Consider the following 17,477-nt stretch of genomic DNA (forward strand, 5'->3'; position numbering starts at 1 on the left):
AGGCGATTGGCGAACGGCCTTAGCAGTTGGCGCCTTCTGACAATCGGTTCAGCATCGAACTACAATTTGCACGCGTTGGCGCCGCCCCTCATCCGCCTGCCGGCACCTTCTCCCCGTATAGTGACGGGGAGAAGGGAGCGAACTTCGATCAGTCTTCGTTGGCCTTGACGTGGACGCCCAGCGTCTTGGTCAGGTCGGCCGGGTTGGACATGGCGCCGGCCATGATCAGCGCGAACGGCACCGCTGCCGGCGGCTCGGCCGAAATCTCGAGGCTCTTCGGATCGTCGAGGTACTTGCTCACCGCGGCCGTCACTTCGGCGGTCAGTTCGGGATTGTTGAGCTGCGCCATGCCGAACGGCACGATCGCCTTGGCCTGGTTGGCGATGTCCTTGCCCGACATGCCCTGCTGCTTGCCGACATACTCAAGCACTTTGCCGGTGAGCGAATCGTCATCGAAGCGGATCGATGCGCTGTTGAAGGAGAGCTGCTGCAACAGGCCGAGCAGCGCCATGCCTTGCGCCGAATTGTCGGCGCCTTCGGGCTGCGCCGCCATCTTCTTCTGCATCTCCTGCAGCGACTTGACGAAGTCGACCGTGTAGCCGCCGAGGCCGAAGGTCATGCCGAGCGTGCCGGCATTCTCGACCGAGATGTCGTATTTCGACAGGTCCATCTTGCCGTCGCTCGGCTGCCAGGTGCCGCCGATCTCGATATTGCCCGAGATGTTCTGGTAGCCGAGGGCCTCGATGGCTTCCTTGGACTTCGCATCGTCGACCAGGGTCAGGTCGGCGTTGAACTTTTCCGTGGTGGCGGAGAACTCCATCGCCTTGCCGTCGGCCGGCGGCGTGATCTGGACAGCAAGCCCATCCACCGAGAAGGCGGTCTTGTCGGCAACCTTGACCGTAAGGTTTTCGAGTTCGGCCGACTTGTAGATCATCATCGAGCCGAGCGGGCCTGTAGCGCCCTCTGCCGGGATGTTGGCGTCATGAATGACGAAGGGGGTGAGGTTGAGCGTGACGCCGTCCTTGCTGTGCTCGAAGGCCGAAGTCGTGATGGTCGCGACATCGAAGCCGCCATTGGCTTCGGTCACGCCTTCGAGCTTGACGTCGCCGATCGGCAGCGCCTCCTTTTCGGCCGCCGGTTTGACCGACACGCCCTGCAGCACCATGCTGGAATTGTCGCCGGTAACGCCGGTCCAGGTGATATCGACGCCCTGGACGGCAAGTGCGGCCTTCAGTCGGTCGGCAACCGCCGTGTCTTGCGCAAAGGCGGCATTCAGCGGCAGCGTCAGCAAAAAGGTCGAAAAAGCAAGTTTCTTGAGTGTCGAACGTTGGATTGTCATCGCGAGTTCCCTGAGAGAGTCCTGAAAAAGTGTTTTCTCAATTCTACGCCATCACCATTCCGTGACGAACTGGACGGGAAAAAGGCGCTTTCCCGCAGAGTTGTCGAAAATCACGGCGAAAGGCAAATCGGAGCGGGAGCCTTCGCCCGATGCGGTGAATATGTCATGAAGGTCGGGCTCCCCTGCGTACCGTCTCCTGCCTTAGAGAGGGCGTGTAACAGATTGATGTTGGTTGGCAACAGCACTGCTACCGTTGCTGTTGCACAGGGACGGCAAGGGGGAACATGAAGTCCGTCACATCCATTGTCGGACCTTGAGCCGCCCTCGTAAGCCCAAAGGCTGCAAAGTGCGGATTTCCGCAGCCCCGCCTTGCCGCGAATCACCCGCTCGGCTAGTCCAGCCGTATGGGAAAAAGGATTTTGCCGCCTGAAAATGGCGACGGTGACCACATCGAACCGGTCGATCTTAAGAAGGCGCTGGAAGAGCGCTATCTCGCCTATGCGCTCTCGACCATCATGCACCGGGCGCTGCCTGACGTGCGCGACGGGCTGAAGCCTGTGCATCGCCGCATCATGCATGCGATGCGGCTGCTCAGGCTCAACCCCGACCAGGGCTTTGCCAAATGCGCCCGCATCGTCGGCGACGTGATGGGCAAGTTCCATCCGCATGGCGACCAGTCGATCTACGACGCGCTGGTGCGCCTGGCGCAGGATTTCTCCATGCGCTATCCCCTCGTCGACGGGCAGGGCAATTTCGGCAATATCGACGGCGATAACGCCGCCGCCATGCGCTATACCGAGGCGCGCATGACCGAGGTGGCGAGCGATTTGCTTGCCGGCATCACCGAGGACGCCGTCGATTTCCGGCCAACCTACAATGAGGAGGACGAGGAGCCCGTAGTGCTTCCCGGCGCCTTCCCGAATCTGCTCGCCAACGGTTCCTCCGGCATTGCGGTCGGCATGGCCACGTCCATCCCGCCGCACAATGCCGCCGAGCTTTGCAACGCGGCGCTGCAGTTGATCGAGCAGCCGGACGCGCCCGTGACAAAGCTGATGGAGTTCGTCCAAGGGCCGGATTTCCCGACCGGCGGCATCATCGTCGACAGCCGCGCATCCATCCTGGAGGCCTATGAGACCGGCCGCGGCGGTTTTCGCGTGCGCGCCAAATGGGGCCAGGAGGATCAGGGCAGGGGCACCTGGAGCATCGTCGTCACCGAAATCCCCTACGGCATCCAGAAGGCCAGGCTGATCGAGAAGATCGCCGAGCTGTTGATCGCGCGCAAATTGCCGCTGCTCGAGGATGTCAGAGACGAAAGCGCCGAGGACGTCCGCATTGTGCTCGTACCGAAGAGCCGTTCGGTCGATCCCGGCATTCTGATGGAATCGCTGTTCAAGCTGACCGAGCTCGAAAGCCGATTTCCCCTCAACATGAACGTTTTGTCGCGGGGCAAGGTGCCTAACGTCCTGTCGCTGAAGGGCGTGCTGAAGGAGTGGCTCGACCATCGGCGCGATGTGCTGATCCGCCGCTCGAAGCATCGGCTTGGCGAGATCGAGAAGCGGCTGGAAATCCTTGCCGGCTACCTGATCGCCTATCTCAACATCGACGAGGTCATCAGGATCATCCGCGAGGAGGATGAGCCCAAGCAGGTGATGATGGCCCGTTGGTCGCTCACCGACACCCAGGCCGAAGCCATCCTCAACATGCGGCTGCGGGCCTTGCGCAAGCTGGAAGAGTTCGAGATCCGCAAGGAGTTCGACGGTCTCACCACCGAGAAGAAGCAGATCGAGGCATTGCTCGCATCCGACGCCAAGCAATGGTCGACGATCAAATGGGAAGTCACGCAGGTTCGCGACAAGTTCGGCCCCGAGACCGAACTCGGCAAGCGCCGCACCCAGTTCGCCGACGCGCCGGAGCATGATCTGACCGACATTGCCCACGCCATGATCGAGCGCGAGCCGGTCACCGTGGTGGTCTCGGAAAAGGGCTGGCTGCGGGCGATGAAAGGCCATTTGGCCGACCATTCCACGCTCACCTTCAAGGAAGGCGACAGCCTCAAGCTCGCCTTCCATGCCCAGACCACCGACAAGATCCTGGTCTTCACCACCGGCGGCAAATTCTACACCATCGGCGCCGACCGGCTGCCGGGCGGCCGCGGCCATGGCGAACCGATCCGCATCATCGTCGACATGGACAACGACCAGGACATCGTCACCGCCTTTGTCCACGACCCCAAGCGCAAGCTGCTGCTCGTCTCCTACGATGCCAATGGTTTCGTCGTGCCGGAGGAGGAGGTCGTCGCCAACACCCGAAAGGGCAAGCAGGTGATGAACGTCAAGGCGCCCGACGAGGCCAAGGCCTGCGTCCCGGTGTCAGGCGATCATCTCGCAATTGTCGGCGAGAACCGCAAGATGCTGGTGTTTGCGCTCTCCGAAATTCCCGAGATGGGCCGCGGCAAGGGCGTTCGCCTGCAGAAATACAAGGATGGCGGTCTGCTCGACCTGAAACCCTTCACGCTGGCGAGCGGCCTGTCCTGGCAGGATTCCGCCGACCGCACCTTCGTCAGGTCGCGCGAGGAACTGGCGGAATGGATCGGCGCGAGAGCGTCGGCCGGACGGATGGTGCCGAAGGGGTTTCCGCGGACGGGGAAATTTGGTTGAAGCTGCTGATCTCCCCCCAAGTGGGGGAGATGGCCGGCAGGCCAGAGGGGGGCGCTGTCCCGCCAGCTCATCAAATGGTCATGGCTCGCCACTCGGTCGCAACTCTTGGGTCTTCAATGTCGGGTGCCAGGCTGGCGATCCTTCGCGCCCCCCTCTGTCCTGCCGGACATCTCCCCCACAAGGGGGGAGATTGGCAGCTTCACCAACCATTTGGACTATCGTCACGATTGCGGCACTATAACAGTGCATAAACGCTGTTAGGCCGGGGAGAATTGACCGTTTGAAGGAAGCGAAGATCCAGAAGCCTGAGCGTCAGCAGCGCCTGTTCGGCCTGTCGACTCCGTTGCGAGCCGCCGTCATCCCGCCGCTGTCGGCGGCGCGCTGGCTGTTGGTGCTGATCGTCGCCGCCGGCGTTTATTTCTTCCACGGGTTCCTGTTTCCCGTGCTGGCAGCCCTCGTCATTGCTTTTGCCAGCTGGCCGCTCTACCGCCGACTGCTTGCCGGTGTCGGCGGTAACCGCACCGTCGCCGCGACGCTCGCCATCCTGTTCATCCTCGCCTTCCTGGTGGTGCCGATAGCGCTCGCCGGCACCTACGCCATCAACGAGGTCCGCGAATGGGTCGGCTGGGCGATCGAGACCAACAGGCACGGCGCGGTCACACCGCACTGGATCACCTCGCTGCCTGTCGTCGGCGAGTGGCTGAACGAACAGTGGATCGACAATTTCGGCCATCCCGGCGGCATCGGCGAGCTGATCCAGCTGGTCAGCGGCGCCAATATCGGCAGCATCTATCGCGGCGTGCTGGCTGCCGGCGGCAGCGCCTTCGGCCTGTTGCTGACGCTGCTGTTCATGATGATCGCGCTGTTCTTCGCCTACCGCGACGGCGAACACTTTGCCAGCCAGATCGACCGGCTCGGCGAACGCATCCTGCCGACGCGCTGGGAGCGGATTTCGCGCGTCGTGCCGGCGACCATTTCCTCGACCGTTACCGGCATGACCGTGATCGCCATCGGCGAGGGGCTGGTGCTCGGCATCGCCTACTGGCTGGCCGGGGTGCCGTCGCCGGTGACGCTGGGCGCATTGACCGGCGTGATGGCGCTGATCCCCGGCGGCGCGCCGCTGTCGTTTACGCTTGTGTCGATCTACCTCGCCGCCAGCGGCTCGCCGATGGCGGGTCTGGCGCTGTTCATCTGGGGCGCGGTGGAACTGTTCATCGTCGACAAGACCTTGCGCCCGAAGCTGGTCGGCGGACCGATCAAATTGCCCTTCCTGCCCACCTTTTTCGGCCTGATCGGCGGCGTCAAGACGATGGGCTTTCTCGGCCTGTTCATCGGCCCCGTGCTGATGGCGCTGCTGGTGGCGATCTGGCGCGAATGGCTGCGCGAGGTGGAACTGGCCGAAGACACCGTTCCCGACACGGCGGCCGAGCTCGAAGGCGGGCCGCCGCAGATCGAGATTGTCGCCGGCCCCGCGAAGAAAAGTCAGGCTGGGTAAGCGACGGCGAGCGCTGCCCGGCGCTTGCGCCCTTCATGCAACTGCCACAGGGAATGCGCGACCAGCGTGACGATCAGGATCACGCCGCCGATCAGGCTGTTGCGCGACGGCGTCTCGGCAAAGATCATCCATATCCAGACCGGCGCCAGAACCGTTTCCAGGAGATAGAACATCGCCACTTCCGGGCCTGAAATGTATTTCGGCCCGTTGGCCAGGCAGAAGAAGGCGAACGGCATGATGACGGCGCCGTTGAAAACGATCCACCATGGCGCCTCCACCTGGAAACCGGTCCTGGAGACCATGAGCGCCGCCAGCCCGAACGGCAGCAGGACGCCGGTCAGCGCGGTGAATCCCATATCCCTGCCGCTGGCGCGTGAAACGGTGATGGCGCAGGCAATCGCCAAGGCCGAACACAGCGCCATCACATCGCCGAACAGATTTCCCGTGCCGACGGAATCGCCGACGATGATCGCGATGCCGACGATCATCAGCGCCATTGCCGCAAGCGTCAGCGGCTGCGGTCGCTCCTTCAGGAACAGCCACGACAGCAGCGCCGAGAACATGGTGGAGAAGGCCAGGATGAAAACCAGATTGGCGGTCGAGGTGTTGTAGACGGCAGTGATGAAGGCGATTGCGCCGAGCCCGTAGAGGGTGGCGACGACGAGCCCCGACCAGCCGGGTATCAGCTGCGGAGCATTCTTGCTGAACGAGCGCCAGATGGCCCATACGATCAGCCCCGCCACGAAGGTGCAGCCGGTGCGCAGCAAAAGGATCGTCCAGGCTTCGCCATGGGCGAGCCGGATCAGGGGAATGTCGATGGTCAGCGCCAGCCCGCCAAGCGCGGTGAGCAGAAGTCCTTTGGTGTGGGCATTGTGAGAGGACATGCAACGGCTTTCGCAATGATTTGAGCAGATGCCGGTCGGCGCAATCGCCCCGCCAACGGGCGGAAAGACCAGCATCGTCTCGGCTGAAAATGTTTAGATCAGGATTTGGTAAGAAGAAAAATCAGCGCGTGACCGCTTCGTGGTCGTAGCGTTCCCAGCCCTTCGGGCCGAGATGCTCCTGCGGCATGAAGCGCATTTTATAGTTCATCTTGCGCGAGCCGTTGACCCAGTAGCCGAGATAGACATGGGGCAAGCCCATGGCCCGGGCGCGGGCGATATGGTCGAGGATCATGAAGGTGCCGAGCGAACGGTCCTCGAACTCGGGATTGAAGTAGGAATAGACCATCGACAGGCCATCGGCCATCTTGTCGGTCAGCGCCACGGCGATCAGCTCGCCCTGGCCCTTGCCGGTGATGAATGTGTCGGGGCCGCGGCGCCGGTATTCGATCACCTTGGTGTCGACATGGGTATCCTCGACCATCATGGCGTAGTCGAGCACCGTCATGTCGGACATGCCGCCGCGGCGATGGCGAGCGTCGAGATAGCCGCGAAACAGCGAATACTGCTCGGTCGACGGCTGCGCGTCGTGCATGGCGCCGATCAGATCGGAATTGCGCTGGATCACCCGCTTCATGTTGCGGCTGGCGGTGAACTCCTGCGCCAGGATACGCACCGAGACGCAGGCGCGGCAGGTCTCGCAGGCGGGACGGTAAGCGATGTTCTGCGAGCGCCGGAAACCGCCTTGCGTCAACAGATCGTTCATCTCCGGCGCCTTGTCGCCGACCAGATGCGTGAACACCTTGCGTTCGAACTGGCCCTCGAGATACGGGCACGGCGATGGCGCGGTCAGGAAGAACTGCGGCGACTGGGTCGGATGGTGCGTCATCGAACCTTGGGAACACTCCTGCGAATCGCTCTACCTTTGGCTTGGCTGGCGAAAAATTCAACAGGATTGTGAAGGCGGGGTTGAACGGACCCCTTCACATTTGCGCACAAATGCCTGTTGGCGTCGGTTGGACGCCGGTTCAACGGTCGCTGCGGCTGACGACCGTGCCAAGCAGCAGGTCGTGCAGTGTGCGCTTGCGATCGGAAAACAGCGTCACCAGGAGGACGAGCGGCGTCAGGATGATCGTGCTCGCCCAGAACAGCACCGAATGGACAACGGCGGTGAGGCCGTCGATACGGCTGCCGTCGAGACGATCGAGCCGAATGCCCATCATCTTCATGCCTGATGTGGCCTGGTTGCGACCGCCCAGCGTGTTCCAGATGTAGAGAATGGCGACCGCCGGCACGAGGATGGAATACAGCGCCCAGCCAAGACCGAATGTCAAAAGGCCAAGCACGGCCACCAGGATCGCGAACGGAATGGTGAGCAGCGCCACGATGCAATAGTCGATGATGAAGGCCAGGATGCGCCGCGTGCGCACACCGTCATAGGCCCTGACGTCGTCGAGCCTGCTGGTGATGATTTCGCCGTCAAGTACGCGCGCGTTCATGTCATGTCCTCGTAACAGGCGCCACGCTAGGGTGCGCCGCCACTGAAATGGTGAAGACCGCGGGCGGAATCAAGATCGGTTCGTCCATCGGTCCGGCTCGGCAGTGTGACGCGGTTGAGCCGATTGAATTCGGTGGACGGATGGCGTTAGCTTGCTGCGGCGCAACAAGACGCCGAGGGGACGGGGTTACATGGATTACGACATGGTGGTCATCGGCAGCGGCCCTTCCGGGCGCCGCGCCGCGGTGCAATCGGCCAAGCTCGGCAAATCGGTGCTGGTGGTCGACAGGGGCCGGCGCCTCGGCGGCGTCTCGGTGCACACCGGCACCATCCCGTCGAAGACGCTGCGCGAGACGGTGCTGAACCTGTCCGGCTGGCGCGAGCGGGGCTTTTACGGCCGCGGCTACCGGGTCAAGCAGGACATCTCCATCGCCGACCTGGTCGAGCGGCTGCACAAGACGCTCGACCACGAGGTCGAGGTGCTGCAGCACCAGTTTATGCGCAACGCCGTCAAAAGCGTGCGCGCCATGGCGAAATTCGTCGGCCCAAACAAGGTCAGCCTGACGGCAGACAATGGCGACTACTCGGAGGTTGGTTTCACCAATGCGCTGATCGCGGTCGGCACCAGGCCGCACCGGCCGCGCGACGTGCCTTTCGACAAGATCCGCGTCTTCGACAGCGACGAGATGCTGGAACTCGACCATCTGCCGCGCACGCTGACGGTGATCGGCGCCGGCGTCATCGGCGTTGAATATGCGACGATCTTTTCGGCGCTCGACGTGCCGGTGACGCTGGTGGAGCCGCGCAACACCATCCTCGATTTCGTCGACCGCGAGATCGTCGACGACTTCATCCACCAGATGCGCGACCGCGGCATGACCATTCGCCTCGGCAGTACGGTCAAGGAAATCGTCTCAAAACCCGACTATGCCGAAGTGACGCTCGCCGATGGCCGCACCATCCGCTCCGAGATCGTGCTTTACGCCGCCGGCCGCAGCGGCAATCTCGGCAGCCTCGGCCTCGACGTGGTCGGCATCGAGGCCGATTCCCGGGGCCGCATCAAGGTCGATCCGCAGACCTTCCAGACCAGTGCGCCCAACATCTATGCCACCGGCGACGTCATCGGTTTCCCCAGCCTTGCCTCGACATCGATGGAGCAGGGCAGGGTGGCCGCCTGCCACGCCTTCGGCGTGCAACTGCCACCGCCGCCGGAAACCTTCCCCTATGGCATCTACGCCGTGCCGGAAATCTCCACCGTTGGTCAGTCGGAGGAGCAGGTGCGCGAGAGCGGCGCTGCTTATGAAGTCGGTCTGGCGCGGTTCCGCGAAACCTCGCGCGGCCACATAATGGGCGTCAACTCCGGCTTTCTGAAACTGCTGTTCTCGGTCGAAACGCGCCGCCTGCTCGGCGCCCACATCGTCGGCGAAGGCGCCACCGAACTGATCCATATCGGCCAGGCGGTGATCAACCTCGGCGGCACGGTTGATTTCTTCGTCAACAACACCTTCAACTATCCGACGCTGGCCGAAGCCTACAAGATCGCCGGGCTCGATGCCTGGAACCGGATGGGACAGGGCTAGGCGACGAGCATCTGCTCAGCCGTTCCGCCGGGCGCCGATGCGGTCTACCAAGGTCTCTTAGCCTGCCTGGCGTGCGACCAATGCTGGTCCCGCCAGCCATTGCCGGACGATGGCGGCATCCGGGCCGCCGATTTCGTGACCTGAAGGCACGATGCGCGCATCGACCTCGGCGCCATGTTTGTTGAGCAGCCTCACCAGTGGCGGCGCAAACGGCCCGTAGGTCTCGTCCGCGGCACCGGCGACAATCAGGACGCGCCTTCCTGTCAGATCGGTTGCCGGCGCATCGTCAAGCACGGGCATTGCTCTCAGCAACGCCGCTTTTCGCACGAGGCCGGAGTTGAGCAGCATCAGGCTGGAAACCAGATTGGCGCCATTGGAATAGCCGAGGAAAGTCGCCCGGGCGAGGTCGAGCCCGTGGCGCTTTGCGGCCTCGCTTGCGAAGGCGGCAAAGTACGATGTTTCGGCACGGATGCTCGCCTGTTCGAAACTGGTCGGCGTGATCCGCTCGAACCAGCGGAAGCCGTCTTCTTGGCGGATGCGGCCACGCACCGCGACCAGCGTGGCGTTGGGGGCGATCTGCCTCGCAATCGGCACCATCGTCGTTTCGTCGACACCCGATCCGTGCAGTAAAAACAGGCTCTCGCCGCCGGCATTCTCCGGCTTGAGGAGGCGGTAGGGAAACGCCAGATCCTGATGCAGAAAGGCGTTCTCGTCGCTATATCGATGCACGCTCATATCTCATTGATTTCTCGGAGACATTGGTCCTTTGCCAGCTTCAAAACGGAATATTTTCACGCTCCGCGAAATGTGATTGCAACAGGCTCATTTCAGACCGTTTCTGCGCCGATATGCTCCCTGCGGGAGGAATCGAAGCGGTGTGCGCCGATGGTCGCATCCCGGCATGAACAACGCGAGCACCCTTGCTCTCCTTTGAGGCCTTTTGTCGATGACCCTGCCAGTTCCGCCCGATCGCGCCCCGCGTATCGCCGATCGCGCTCCGCGTATCCCCGATCGCGACACGCGCATTGACGTGTTCCGTGCGCTCGCACTCCTGACCATCTATATCGACCACGTGCCAGGCACCGTCTTCGAAACGCTGACCTACAAGAATTTCGGATTCTCGGACGCGGCGGAAGCCTTCGTGCTGATTTCCGGCATGTCGGTCGCACTCGCATATGGCACCAAGTTCCAGCCGGGCGGCCGGCTGCTGGCGATGTTGAAGATGTGGCGCCGGGCCGGCGTGCTTTACAGCGCCCACATCGTCACCACCATGGTTGTGATGGCGTTGTTCTGCGCCGCGGCGGTGTTCGGCCGGCGGCCGGAACTGCTCAAGCTGATCAACATCGAGCCGCTGATGAAGAACACGCCGGAGGTCATGATCGGCATTGTCACGCTCGGCCACCAGCTTGGCTACAACAACATCCTGCCGGTCTATGCGGCGCTGCTGTTGATGGCGCCGCTCTTCCTGCTCTTCGTCAGCTACCGGCCGCTGCCGGCGCTGGTCTTTTCCGGCGCGCTGTGGCTCGTCGCCGGCCTCTGGCAGATCGCGCCGCCGAACTATCCGGAGCCCGGCTTCTGGTTCCTCAACCCGCTGTCCTGGCAATTCCTGTTCAACATCGGCCTTGCCGGCATGCTGCATGTCAGGCGCGGCGGCACAATTCCCGTCAATCGTTGGCTGGTGGGCGCCGCGGCGACCTATGTCGCGGCAGCGGCGGTCTGGGTGCACAGCCCGCTCTGGGGCGAGATAACGTGGTTTAACCTGCCCGTGGTGATCGGCGGCTTCGACAAGACGTTCCTGTCGCTGCCGCGGCTCCTGCACATATTGGCGGTGAGCTATCTGATCGTCGCCCTGCCGGCTTTCTCGAACCTGTTCCGTCTCAGCCCGGACCATCCGCTTGCCCTGCTCGGCAAGCGCTCCTTGCCGGTGTTCCTCGCCGGCACGCTGATCGCCATGGCGGCGCAGGTGATGAAGCTGATCAATCCGGGCGGCTTTGCCTATGACGTCTTGCTGATTTCGGCCGGCATCGCCATGCAATTCGCGCTCGCCTTCTATCTTGAGTGGCTGTCCGGCATCGGCTTGGGCAAAAAGCCGGTTCGCAAAGAAGCGCCAGCCGTTCACCAGACCTTCGGCATGCCCGCGATGCCAAGGCTAAGCCGATGATCCCACATCAGCCGCCTAGCTAGCAGGCGAGGGGCCGGACGACCCCCGCACCACAAGATCGACCGGCAGCAATTGCCGGTGCTGCGAGCCGTCATTTTCGAGGATCGCCTTGACGGCCAGCCGGCCCATCTCGGCGATCGGCTGGGCGACAGTGGTTAGTGGCGGCTCGGAGTCGGCGCCTTCCGGCACGCCGTCGAAGCCGACGATTGACACATCGCCCGGCACGGCAATGTTACGCTCGCGCAGCCAGTCGAGCGCATGCAGCGCGATCTTGTCCGACATGGCCAGGATTGCCGTCGGCGTCTGCGGCAGCGCGAAAATATGATCGAGGCCGGCCCGAACGCTCGCCTCGTCATTGAGGGTTTCGTAGATTGGCACTTGCGAGACGTCGATGCCGAAGCGGGAGAGCTCGCCGAAATAGCCACGCAGACGGTCGCGTGTGCCCGAGTAGAGGGATGTCGTCTCGACTTGCTCCTGCGTGACGGGACCAAAGCCAGCGCCGGCAGATTCCAGGGCGAGTACGGCAAAGCTGCGATGGCCGAACTCGGCCAGATGGCGCGCCGCCAGACCCGCGCCGGCGACGTTGTCGACGCCGATCGCAGCGACCGCCTCATTTTCCGAATCGAGATCAAGCGCCACGAAAGGCAGTTTGCGTTCGCGCGCCAGTTCGACCAGCCGCGACCCACCCTCGATGCAGAACACGATGAAGCCGTCGACCAGGGCGCTCTGGATGTTCCAGGCGAGCTGCTCGCTGTTGGCGGCCGAGACCAGCGAAATTCCGGCGCCGGTGGCGTCGCAGGCCTGCGAAATGCTGGCCATCATGACGCGGGCAAAGGGATCGTCGAAGAAATAGGACAATGGTTCTGCCGTTGCCACGCCGATGGCGTTGACCTTGCCGGCGCGCAGCAGCCGGCCCTTGGGATCCGGGCCGGCATAGCCCATCGCTTCCGCCGCCGCCTTGACCCGCTCGCGGACCTCTTCGCGCACGATTTCCGGGCGAGCGAACACGTTGGACGCGGTACCGTGCGAGACCCCGGCCGCCTTGGCGATGTCGGCAAGCCGCACTGGTCTCGTCTTGCCGGAGGTCAATGCCGTCATTTTCGTCTCCTGAACCGGAGCCTGTTTAGCACTTTCGTTGGATCGGTTCAAATTTTCCCTTGATCGGACGGCGGAGAGGGTCTATATTTGAATCGATCCAAGGGATGCATCAAGTACACTTGGATCGATTCAAGAGGAGGGTGCCATGCATCCCGTGAATTATCTGTTCGAAGACATCTACGGCAATGATTGGGGCATAGTCTCCGACGCCGCCACCCGCAGGTGCCGCGACAAGGTCGGGCCGTGGAGGCGTGACCTGCAATACCTTGTGAAACGCAAGCGCAGCTGATCGGTCCCGGCATTTTCGTGCCAGCTGATTGGATCGATTCAAGTTCTTGAAGAGGAGAACGAACATGCATCCCGTGAAACATCTGTTCGAAGACATTTATCGCAATTACTGGGGTATCTCGCCTGCCACGGAGCAGCCGCAACGGCGGCGGCCGACCAAGGCTGCCAAGCGCAACCGTGACCTGCTGCCGGAAAGCCGGCAGGATTAAATCTGCGATACTTGATGGGGCAGGGTTCTTGCCCCGTCAGGACCGTTGTCGCACGAGCGCCGAGGCCGCGATCACCAGCCAGCCCGCGATGAGCAAGGTGCCGCCGATCGGCGCCGACATCGGGAACAGCCGCGATCCCACGAAATCCCGTGCCAGCAGATCGCCGCAGAACAGAACAAGCCCGACGAGCAGCACCAGGCTGCCGATTCGCAAGATCCGGTTTGCGCCGGCGAGGCCGACGGCCAAAAACACCGGCGCATGCATGAGCAGGAAGGATGCGGCCGTGCCGACGAACGCGCCGCCGAGATGCGCTGAAGCCGCCGACAGCGCCACGCCCGCCGCGCCGGCAATGCCGCCGGCGAAAACAAGGATGCGCGCGCTGTTTGCTGGTGCTGACTCGGCGATGCTCATGTCTCGGGCTCCGTGATTGACGATAGGCGGCGCGACCTGTCTGTCAGGATTTTTCCGATATCGCCAGCATGTCGCGCGTGCGGCGCGCCTGGGCCAGCCAATTATACGCGGCACCGCCCGCCATCAGCACCGACGTGCCGAGAAACACCGCGCGCATGCCGAAATGGCCGCCGACGAAGCCGCCCAGCAGCGGCCCCGCAACCTGGCCGACATATTGCGCCGAGATTGCCAGGCCCAGCACATTGCCGCCGACCCCATCGGGAACATTGTGGCGGATGACGCTGGTGATGCAGGGCAACAGCCCGCCCAGCACCAGACCCATAAGGAACCGCAGCCCGACCAACTGCCAGCTCTCGGTGACGAAGGCCTGCGGTATCAACAGCAGCGCCGAGACGGCCAGCGATGCGACGATGACGTTCCAGTGGCCGATGCGGTCGGCGAGCTTACCCAGCCGTGACGCCGACAGGATGGCGCCGAGTGCGGCCGCCGACATGACGACACCTGAGACCAGGGTCACCCGGCTTGCGTCCGCGACCAGTTGCTGGACGTAAACGGTGATGATCGGCTCGATCGACATGTTGGCGAAGGTGAACAGCATGCCGGTCGCCAGCATGGCCACGACAGGGCGTTTGTCGGGGATCTGCGCCCAACTTCCCTTTGGTTTCTCCTCGCGTTTTGCCTGTACTGGCGGGCGAGGCATCTCCTTGATCAGGAACGTCGTCGCCAGCGCCGCCAGGAAAATGACGCCGCCCGCGATGAGGAAGGTGGCGCGAATACCGATCAATGGCGGCAGCGCGCCGCCAAGCAACGGGCCGACCAGGGAGCCTGCGGTGATGCCGGCCGACAGCACGCCAAGCGCCCAGCCGGAGCGCTCCTTCGGCGTCTGCATGGCGACAAGGATCGTCGAGCCTGAGGAATAACCGCCGGCAAAGCCGATCAACAGGCGCAAAAGCACCAATTGCCAGACGGTCTGCACCATGCCGGTCAGCGACATGCAGATCGCCATGCCGAAACTGGCGCGCACCAGCATCACCTTGCGGCCATAACGGTCACCCAGCCGTCCCCACAGTGGCGCGACAAGGGCGGCGGCAAGGAAGGTGGCGCCGAAAGCGATGCCGGACCATTGCACGATCGCCGCGTGGCCGACGGCGCCCAGTTGCTCGACATAGAGCGGCAGGAACGGCAACAATAGCGTCATCGCCACAAGCGTGCTGAACGATCCGGCAAAGCACACGAACAGGTTGCGCCGCCAATGAATGTTGTGGGTGGAAGGCGCTTCGGCGGCCTGCGCTGCACTGTCCTGCGGCATGTCCTGTCCTGTCCGCTTGCTGCGGATACCATTTTGGGATACCAACTTGGTACCCTCATGGACGCAAAGCCCGGCTGCTGTCAATCAGGCGCCATCAATGTGATCGGCAAGACCAACGGGCAAGGCCGGTCGCCAGCAATGGAAGCAACTATGTCGCAGATGCAGATCGTCGAAAAAGCGCTTCGCGAGATGATCCTTGGCCTCGAGCTCGGTCCTGGCGAGCGGCTGACGGAGCGCTGGATGGAGAGCCGCTTCGGCGCCTCGCGTACGCCGGTCAGGGCAGCCCTGCTGCGGCTGGAGACGGAAGGGCTGATCTGCCGCGACGGGCGCGGCTGGACCGTGTCGCCGATCAACCTTGCCGAACTGGAACAGATCGCGGTGTACCGCGAAGCGGTCGAGGTCGCGGCGGTCAGGCTGACTTCGGCGCTGGCCGACAGGAGCGCAGCCGATGTCATCGAGGCGATGCTGGACTCCTGCGACACTGCCACGCCGCGCGAGGAATGGCACCGCGTCGGCATGGATTTCCATATCGAACTGGCGCGGCTCTCCGGCAACGAGTTCCTGTTTCGGGCCGTGCGCGATGCCATGACGCGGCTGTCGCGGGCGCGCTGGCTGGAGGTGCGCGACGAGGCGGCCCTTGGCCGCGCCTGGAGCGAGCATCACGCCATTCTGGCGGCGGTGCGGGCCGGCGATGCCGATGCGGCGGCGGCGCGACTTTCCGCCCATATAGCCGGCAGCCGCGCCCGCCTGGTGACGTCGTTGCACAATGACCGGCGCGGCCTACGCGCCAGGGGTTTTGCCGTCGTCGCCGCTTGATACTGGTCACGAAAACGAAAGAACGCCGTCGCGATCCGCTTTCGGCCTCGCTTCGCGGACGCCGATGGCGTAAGAGGCGGCCATGGAAAACAACCGATTTGAAACACCCGTGACCGTTAAGTCGGGCACGGAGGGAAGCACTCAGCTCTTGCGTACGGTGCGCGAGGCTTCCGATTACCTGCTCAACAGCTGGCCCGGCAAGCGCAGCCCCAAGCACCGCGAAGCGCTGCAGGCCTGCCATGACGCGCTGGCCGGCGACAAGCCGGCGATGATTGCAAGACGCGCCTTCATCGCCGCCGCGCGCGAGGTCAACGTCTTCGTCAGCGACAAGGCCCCGGCCTGATCACATCGGCCTGATCAGACCGGCATTTTGCCAGGATCCGGCCCGTTTCGCGGGCCGGTGATCCTGTCTTGCCTATTTTTCTGTCTCGGTGTCGGTTTTCGAACTTGCCTCGTTCTCAGGCTCGGCGCGCTCCTTGGCCGCGACCTTGGCGGCGAGCTTCTCCGCCTTCTTGGCGGCCTTCTGCCGGTCGCGCTCTTTGCGTTCCTGACCGTAATTCGGTGGTCGAGCCATATCGTTTCCTTTCGCTGTGCCTGATCCTGCCTAGAAGCATTGGCCGGCAAACACAACAGCGCCGCGAGGGCAGATGCCAGCGGTTCTGGACTTGCGTGATGGCGAACACAATGGTTTAGAAAAGGCTGCGGGACAGTTGCTGGAGCCGCCGCCGACCGATTTCGAATCAAAACGACCGATGGCCACGCTTCAAAGAAACGCACAGAAGCTGATCTACTATGCGCGCAACGCCATGCGCGACATCGCGCCGCCGGTTCTTTTCCGGCGCCGGCTCGGCCGGCTGCTCGATCAGGCCAGGCTTTCCGACGCATCGGTCCGCCAGCGGCTCAATTACTACAACACGCTGCGGGAGCCTTTTAGCTCCAGCCCCGAGGCCGTGCCGGTCAGCCGGCTGCCGTCGGACCGCAGCATGTACTATTACGATCTGAAGGAGTTCACCCGTTATTTCGACCCAGATCTGCGCATCGACCTGGAATTCGGCGACGTCATCGAAGTGCCGAAGATGCCGTCGATCGTCAAGGACCGGCCGATAGCCGGCGACAACAGCAACGGCGTCCTGTTCAAGTTGAACAAGTTCCGCCATTTCCACATGCCGGCCGACGATGTCGCCTTCGCCGACAAACATCCGCTCGTCGTTTGGCGCGGCGAACTCAACAATCCGATCCGCACCTTGTTGCTGGATGCAGCCCGCAATCTGCCGTTCTGCGATGTCGGCACGCCGAGGGCGACAGCACCGGCGGAATACCGCAAGCCCTATCTCAGCATCGATCAGCAGCGCCGCTACCGCTACATTATCTCGCTCGAAGGCAATGATGTCGCGACCAATCTGAAATGGATCATGAGCTCGAACTCGCTCTGCCTGATGCCGCCGCCGACTTACGAGACCTGGTTCGCCGAGGGGCAGCTCGAGCCCGATGTCCATTATGTGCCGCTGGCGCCCGACTTCAGCGATCTGGCCGAGCGGGTGCATCATCTCGAGCAGCATCCGGCCGAGGCCCAGCGCATCGTTGCGGCGGCCAACGCCTATTGCCGCAAATTCGCCGACGAGCGGGCCGAGCAGGCGATCTGCCTGCTCGTGCTCTACAAATATTTCGTGCTCAGCGGCCAGATCGAGCCCGATCCGCAGGTCTGGCGGTTTATCGCGGGCTAGCGGCTTCCGGC

General features: G+C 63.1%; 18 protein-coding genes. 9 read left to right on the forward strand and 9 right to left on the reverse strand.

Annotated features, from left to right (window positions below; translation table 11 throughout):
• Positions 1 to 148: 148 nt before the first annotated feature.
• Positions 149 to 1,339: an aq_1923 C-terminal domain gene (locus NKI88_RS00070; protein WP_023697470.1), complete on the reverse strand. Its 1,191-nt coding sequence runs from the start codon at positions 1,337 to 1,339 to the stop codon at positions 149 to 151.
• A gap of 404 nt (positions 1,340 to 1,743) precedes the next feature.
• Between NKI88_RS00070 and parC the strand changes: the two genes are divergently transcribed.
• Together parC and NKI88_RS00080 are read left to right on the forward strand one after the other, a co-directional pair.
• Positions 1,744 to 3,996, forward strand: coding sequence for a DNA topoisomerase IV subunit A (gene parC, locus NKI88_RS00075; protein ID WP_352653464.1), 2,253 nt, complete (start codon positions 1,744 to 1,746; stop codon positions 3,994 to 3,996).
• 280 nt (positions 3,997 to 4,276) lie between these two features.
• Positions 4,277 to 5,491 carry an AI-2E family transporter gene (locus NKI88_RS00080; protein ID WP_023730840.1) on the forward strand — a complete coding sequence of 405 codons (1,215 nt, stop codon included), beginning with the start codon at positions 4,277 to 4,279 and terminating at the stop codon, positions 5,489 to 5,491.
• On the opposite strand, the gene NKI88_RS00085 is transcribed toward NKI88_RS00080, so the two are convergent.
• The 3 genes from NKI88_RS00085 to NKI88_RS00095 all read right to left on the reverse strand — a co-directional run bounded on the left by NKI88_RS00085 (position 5,479) and on the right by NKI88_RS00095 (position 7,871).
• Positions 5,479 to 6,375: a DMT family transporter gene (locus NKI88_RS00085; RefSeq protein ID WP_023689526.1), complete on the reverse strand. Its 897-nt coding sequence runs from the start codon at positions 6,373 to 6,375 to the stop codon at positions 5,479 to 5,481. The two genes, NKI88_RS00080 and NKI88_RS00085, sit on opposite strands and share 13 nt — an antisense overlap.
• 121 nt (positions 6,376 to 6,496) lie before the next feature.
• Positions 6,497 to 7,261, reverse strand: coding sequence for an arginyltransferase (locus NKI88_RS00090; protein ID WP_023682417.1), 765 nt, complete (start codon positions 7,259 to 7,261; stop codon positions 6,497 to 6,499).
• A 139-nt stretch (positions 7,262 to 7,400) separates the two neighbouring features.
• Positions 7,401 to 7,871 (reverse strand): RDD family protein, encoded by a 471-nt coding sequence (locus NKI88_RS00095; protein WP_352653465.1) that lies wholly within the window; start codon positions 7,869 to 7,871, stop codon positions 7,401 to 7,403.
• 190 nt (positions 7,872 to 8,061) lie between these two features.
• Between NKI88_RS00095 and sthA the strand changes: the two genes are divergently transcribed.
• Positions 8,062 to 9,450 carry a Si-specific NAD(P)(+) transhydrogenase gene (sthA, locus tag NKI88_RS00100; protein WP_352653466.1) on the forward strand — a complete coding sequence of 463 codons (1,389 nt, stop codon included), beginning with the start codon at positions 8,062 to 8,064 and terminating at the stop codon, positions 9,448 to 9,450.
• Between the two features lie 57 nt (positions 9,451 to 9,507).
• Here the strand turns inward: sthA and NKI88_RS00105 are convergent, their stop codons facing one another.
• Positions 9,508 to 10,179, reverse strand: coding sequence for an alpha/beta hydrolase (locus NKI88_RS00105; RefSeq protein ID WP_352653467.1), 672 nt, complete (start codon positions 10,177 to 10,179; stop codon positions 9,508 to 9,510).
• Between the two features lie 217 nt (positions 10,180 to 10,396).
• Here NKI88_RS00105 and NKI88_RS00110 point away from each other — a divergent pair, with 217 nt between their 5' ends.
• Entirely contained in the window at positions 10,397 to 11,611 is a 1,215-nt protein-coding gene (locus tag NKI88_RS00110; RefSeq protein ID WP_352653468.1) for an OpgC family protein, read from the forward strand.
• A gap of 15 nt (positions 11,612 to 11,626) precedes the next feature.
• On the opposite strand, the gene NKI88_RS00115 is transcribed toward NKI88_RS00110, so the two are convergent.
• A complete protein-coding gene (locus NKI88_RS00115) occupies positions 11,627 to 12,709 on the reverse strand; it encodes a LacI family DNA-binding transcriptional regulator (protein ID WP_352653469.1) in 1,083 nt (360 codons plus the stop codon).
• Positions 12,710 to 12,854: 145 nt separating this feature from the next.
• On the opposite strand from NKI88_RS00115, the gene NKI88_RS00120 reads away from it, so the two are divergent.
• A complete protein-coding gene (locus NKI88_RS00120) occupies positions 12,855 to 12,998 on the forward strand; it encodes a hypothetical protein (protein ID WP_352538762.1) in 144 nt (47 codons plus the stop codon).
• A 64-nt stretch (positions 12,999 to 13,062) separates the two neighbouring features.
• Entirely contained in the window at positions 13,063 to 13,206 is a 144-nt protein-coding gene (locus tag NKI88_RS00125) for a hypothetical protein (RefSeq protein ID WP_352653470.1), read from the forward strand.
• Positions 13,207 to 13,242: 36 nt separating this feature from the next.
• Here NKI88_RS00125 and NKI88_RS00130 read toward each other — a convergent pair whose 3' ends face one another.
• Positions 13,243 to 13,617: a DUF423 domain-containing protein gene (locus tag NKI88_RS00130; protein WP_023673013.1), complete on the reverse strand. Its 375-nt coding sequence runs from the start codon at positions 13,615 to 13,617 to the stop codon at positions 13,243 to 13,245.
• Between the two features lie 43 nt (positions 13,618 to 13,660).
• Positions 13,661 to 14,926: a multidrug efflux MFS transporter gene (locus tag NKI88_RS00135; RefSeq protein ID WP_352653471.1), complete on the reverse strand. Its 1,266-nt coding sequence runs from the start codon at positions 14,924 to 14,926 to the stop codon at positions 13,661 to 13,663.
• Between the two features lie 150 nt (positions 14,927 to 15,076).
• On the opposite strand from NKI88_RS00135, the gene NKI88_RS00140 reads away from it, so the two are divergent.
• On the forward strand, positions 15,077 to 15,742 hold the full coding sequence (locus NKI88_RS00140) for a GntR family transcriptional regulator (protein WP_352653472.1): 666 nt from the start codon (positions 15,077 to 15,079) through the stop codon (positions 15,740 to 15,742).
• Between the two features lie 109 nt (positions 15,743 to 15,851).
• Positions 15,852 to 16,085: a DUF982 domain-containing protein gene (locus NKI88_RS00145; protein WP_245259900.1), complete on the forward strand. Its 234-nt coding sequence runs from the start codon at positions 15,852 to 15,854 to the stop codon at positions 16,083 to 16,085.
• Positions 16,086 to 16,157: 72 nt separating this feature from the next.
• On the opposite strand, the gene NKI88_RS00150 is transcribed toward NKI88_RS00145, so the two are convergent.
• The gene (locus tag NKI88_RS00150; protein WP_023673009.1) at positions 16,158 to 16,316 is read right to left on the reverse strand and encodes a hypothetical protein; all 159 of its coding nucleotides are present in this window, start codon (positions 16,314 to 16,316) and stop codon (positions 16,158 to 16,160) included.
• Positions 16,317 to 16,494: 178 nt separating this feature from the next.
• Here NKI88_RS00150 and NKI88_RS00155 point away from each other — a divergent pair, with 178 nt between their 5' ends.
• Positions 16,495 to 17,466, forward strand: a complete 972-nt coding sequence (locus NKI88_RS00155) for a glycosyl transferase family 90 (RefSeq protein WP_352498389.1) — start codon at positions 16,495 to 16,497, stop codon at positions 17,464 to 17,466.
• Positions 17,467 to 17,477: the final 11 nt, after the last annotated feature.

The sequence above is a fragment of the Mesorhizobium sp. M0317 genome (assembly GCF_040321555.1).
In the GTDB taxonomy this organism is placed as follows: Bacteria; Pseudomonadota; Alphaproteobacteria; order Rhizobiales; family Rhizobiaceae; genus Mesorhizobium.

Excerpts from the sequence above, each read along its gene's own strand:
- NKI88_RS00070 (WP_023697470.1), bottom strand. The coding sequence starts at position 1,339 with ATGACAATCCAACGTTCGACACTCAAGAAACTTGCTTTTTCGACCTTT.
- parC (WP_352653464.1), top strand. The coding sequence starts at position 1,744 with ATGGGAAAAAGGATTTTGCCGCCTGAAAATGGCGACGGTGACCACATC.
- NKI88_RS00085 (WP_023689526.1), bottom strand. The coding sequence starts at position 6,375 with ATGTCCTCTCACAATGCCCACACCAAAGGACTTCTGCTCACCGCGCTT.
- NKI88_RS00090 (WP_023682417.1), bottom strand. The coding sequence starts at position 7,261 with ATGACGCACCATCCGACCCAGTCGCCGCAGTTCTTCCTGACCGCGCCA.
- NKI88_RS00095 (WP_352653465.1), bottom strand. The coding sequence starts at position 7,871 with ATGAACGCGCGCGTACTTGACGGCGAAATCATCACCAGCAGGCTCGAC.
- sthA (WP_352653466.1), top strand. The coding sequence starts at position 8,062 with ATGGATTACGACATGGTGGTCATCGGCAGCGGCCCTTCCGGGCGCCGC.
- NKI88_RS00110 (WP_352653468.1), top strand. The coding sequence starts at position 10,397 with ATGACCCTGCCAGTTCCGCCCGATCGCGCCCCGCGTATCGCCGATCGC.
- NKI88_RS00115 (WP_352653469.1), bottom strand. The coding sequence starts at position 12,709 with ATGACGGCATTGACCTCCGGCAAGACGAGACCAGTGCGGCTTGCCGAC.
- NKI88_RS00120 (WP_352538762.1), top strand. The coding sequence starts at position 12,855 with ATGCATCCCGTGAATTATCTGTTCGAAGACATCTACGGCAATGATTGG.
- NKI88_RS00125 (WP_352653470.1), top strand. The coding sequence starts at position 13,063 with ATGCATCCCGTGAAACATCTGTTCGAAGACATTTATCGCAATTACTGG.
- NKI88_RS00130 (WP_023673013.1), bottom strand. The coding sequence starts at position 13,617 with ATGAGCATCGCCGAGTCAGCACCAGCAAACAGCGCGCGCATCCTTGTT.
- NKI88_RS00135 (WP_352653471.1), bottom strand. The coding sequence starts at position 14,926 with ATGCCGCAGGACAGTGCAGCGCAGGCCGCCGAAGCGCCTTCCACCCAC.
- NKI88_RS00140 (WP_352653472.1), top strand. The coding sequence starts at position 15,077 with ATGTCGCAGATGCAGATCGTCGAAAAAGCGCTTCGCGAGATGATCCTT.
- NKI88_RS00150 (WP_023673009.1), bottom strand. The coding sequence starts at position 16,316 with ATGGCTCGACCACCGAATTACGGTCAGGAACGCAAAGAGCGCGACCGG.
- NKI88_RS00155 (WP_352498389.1), top strand. The coding sequence starts at position 16,495 with ATGGCCACGCTTCAAAGAAACGCACAGAAGCTGATCTACTATGCGCGC.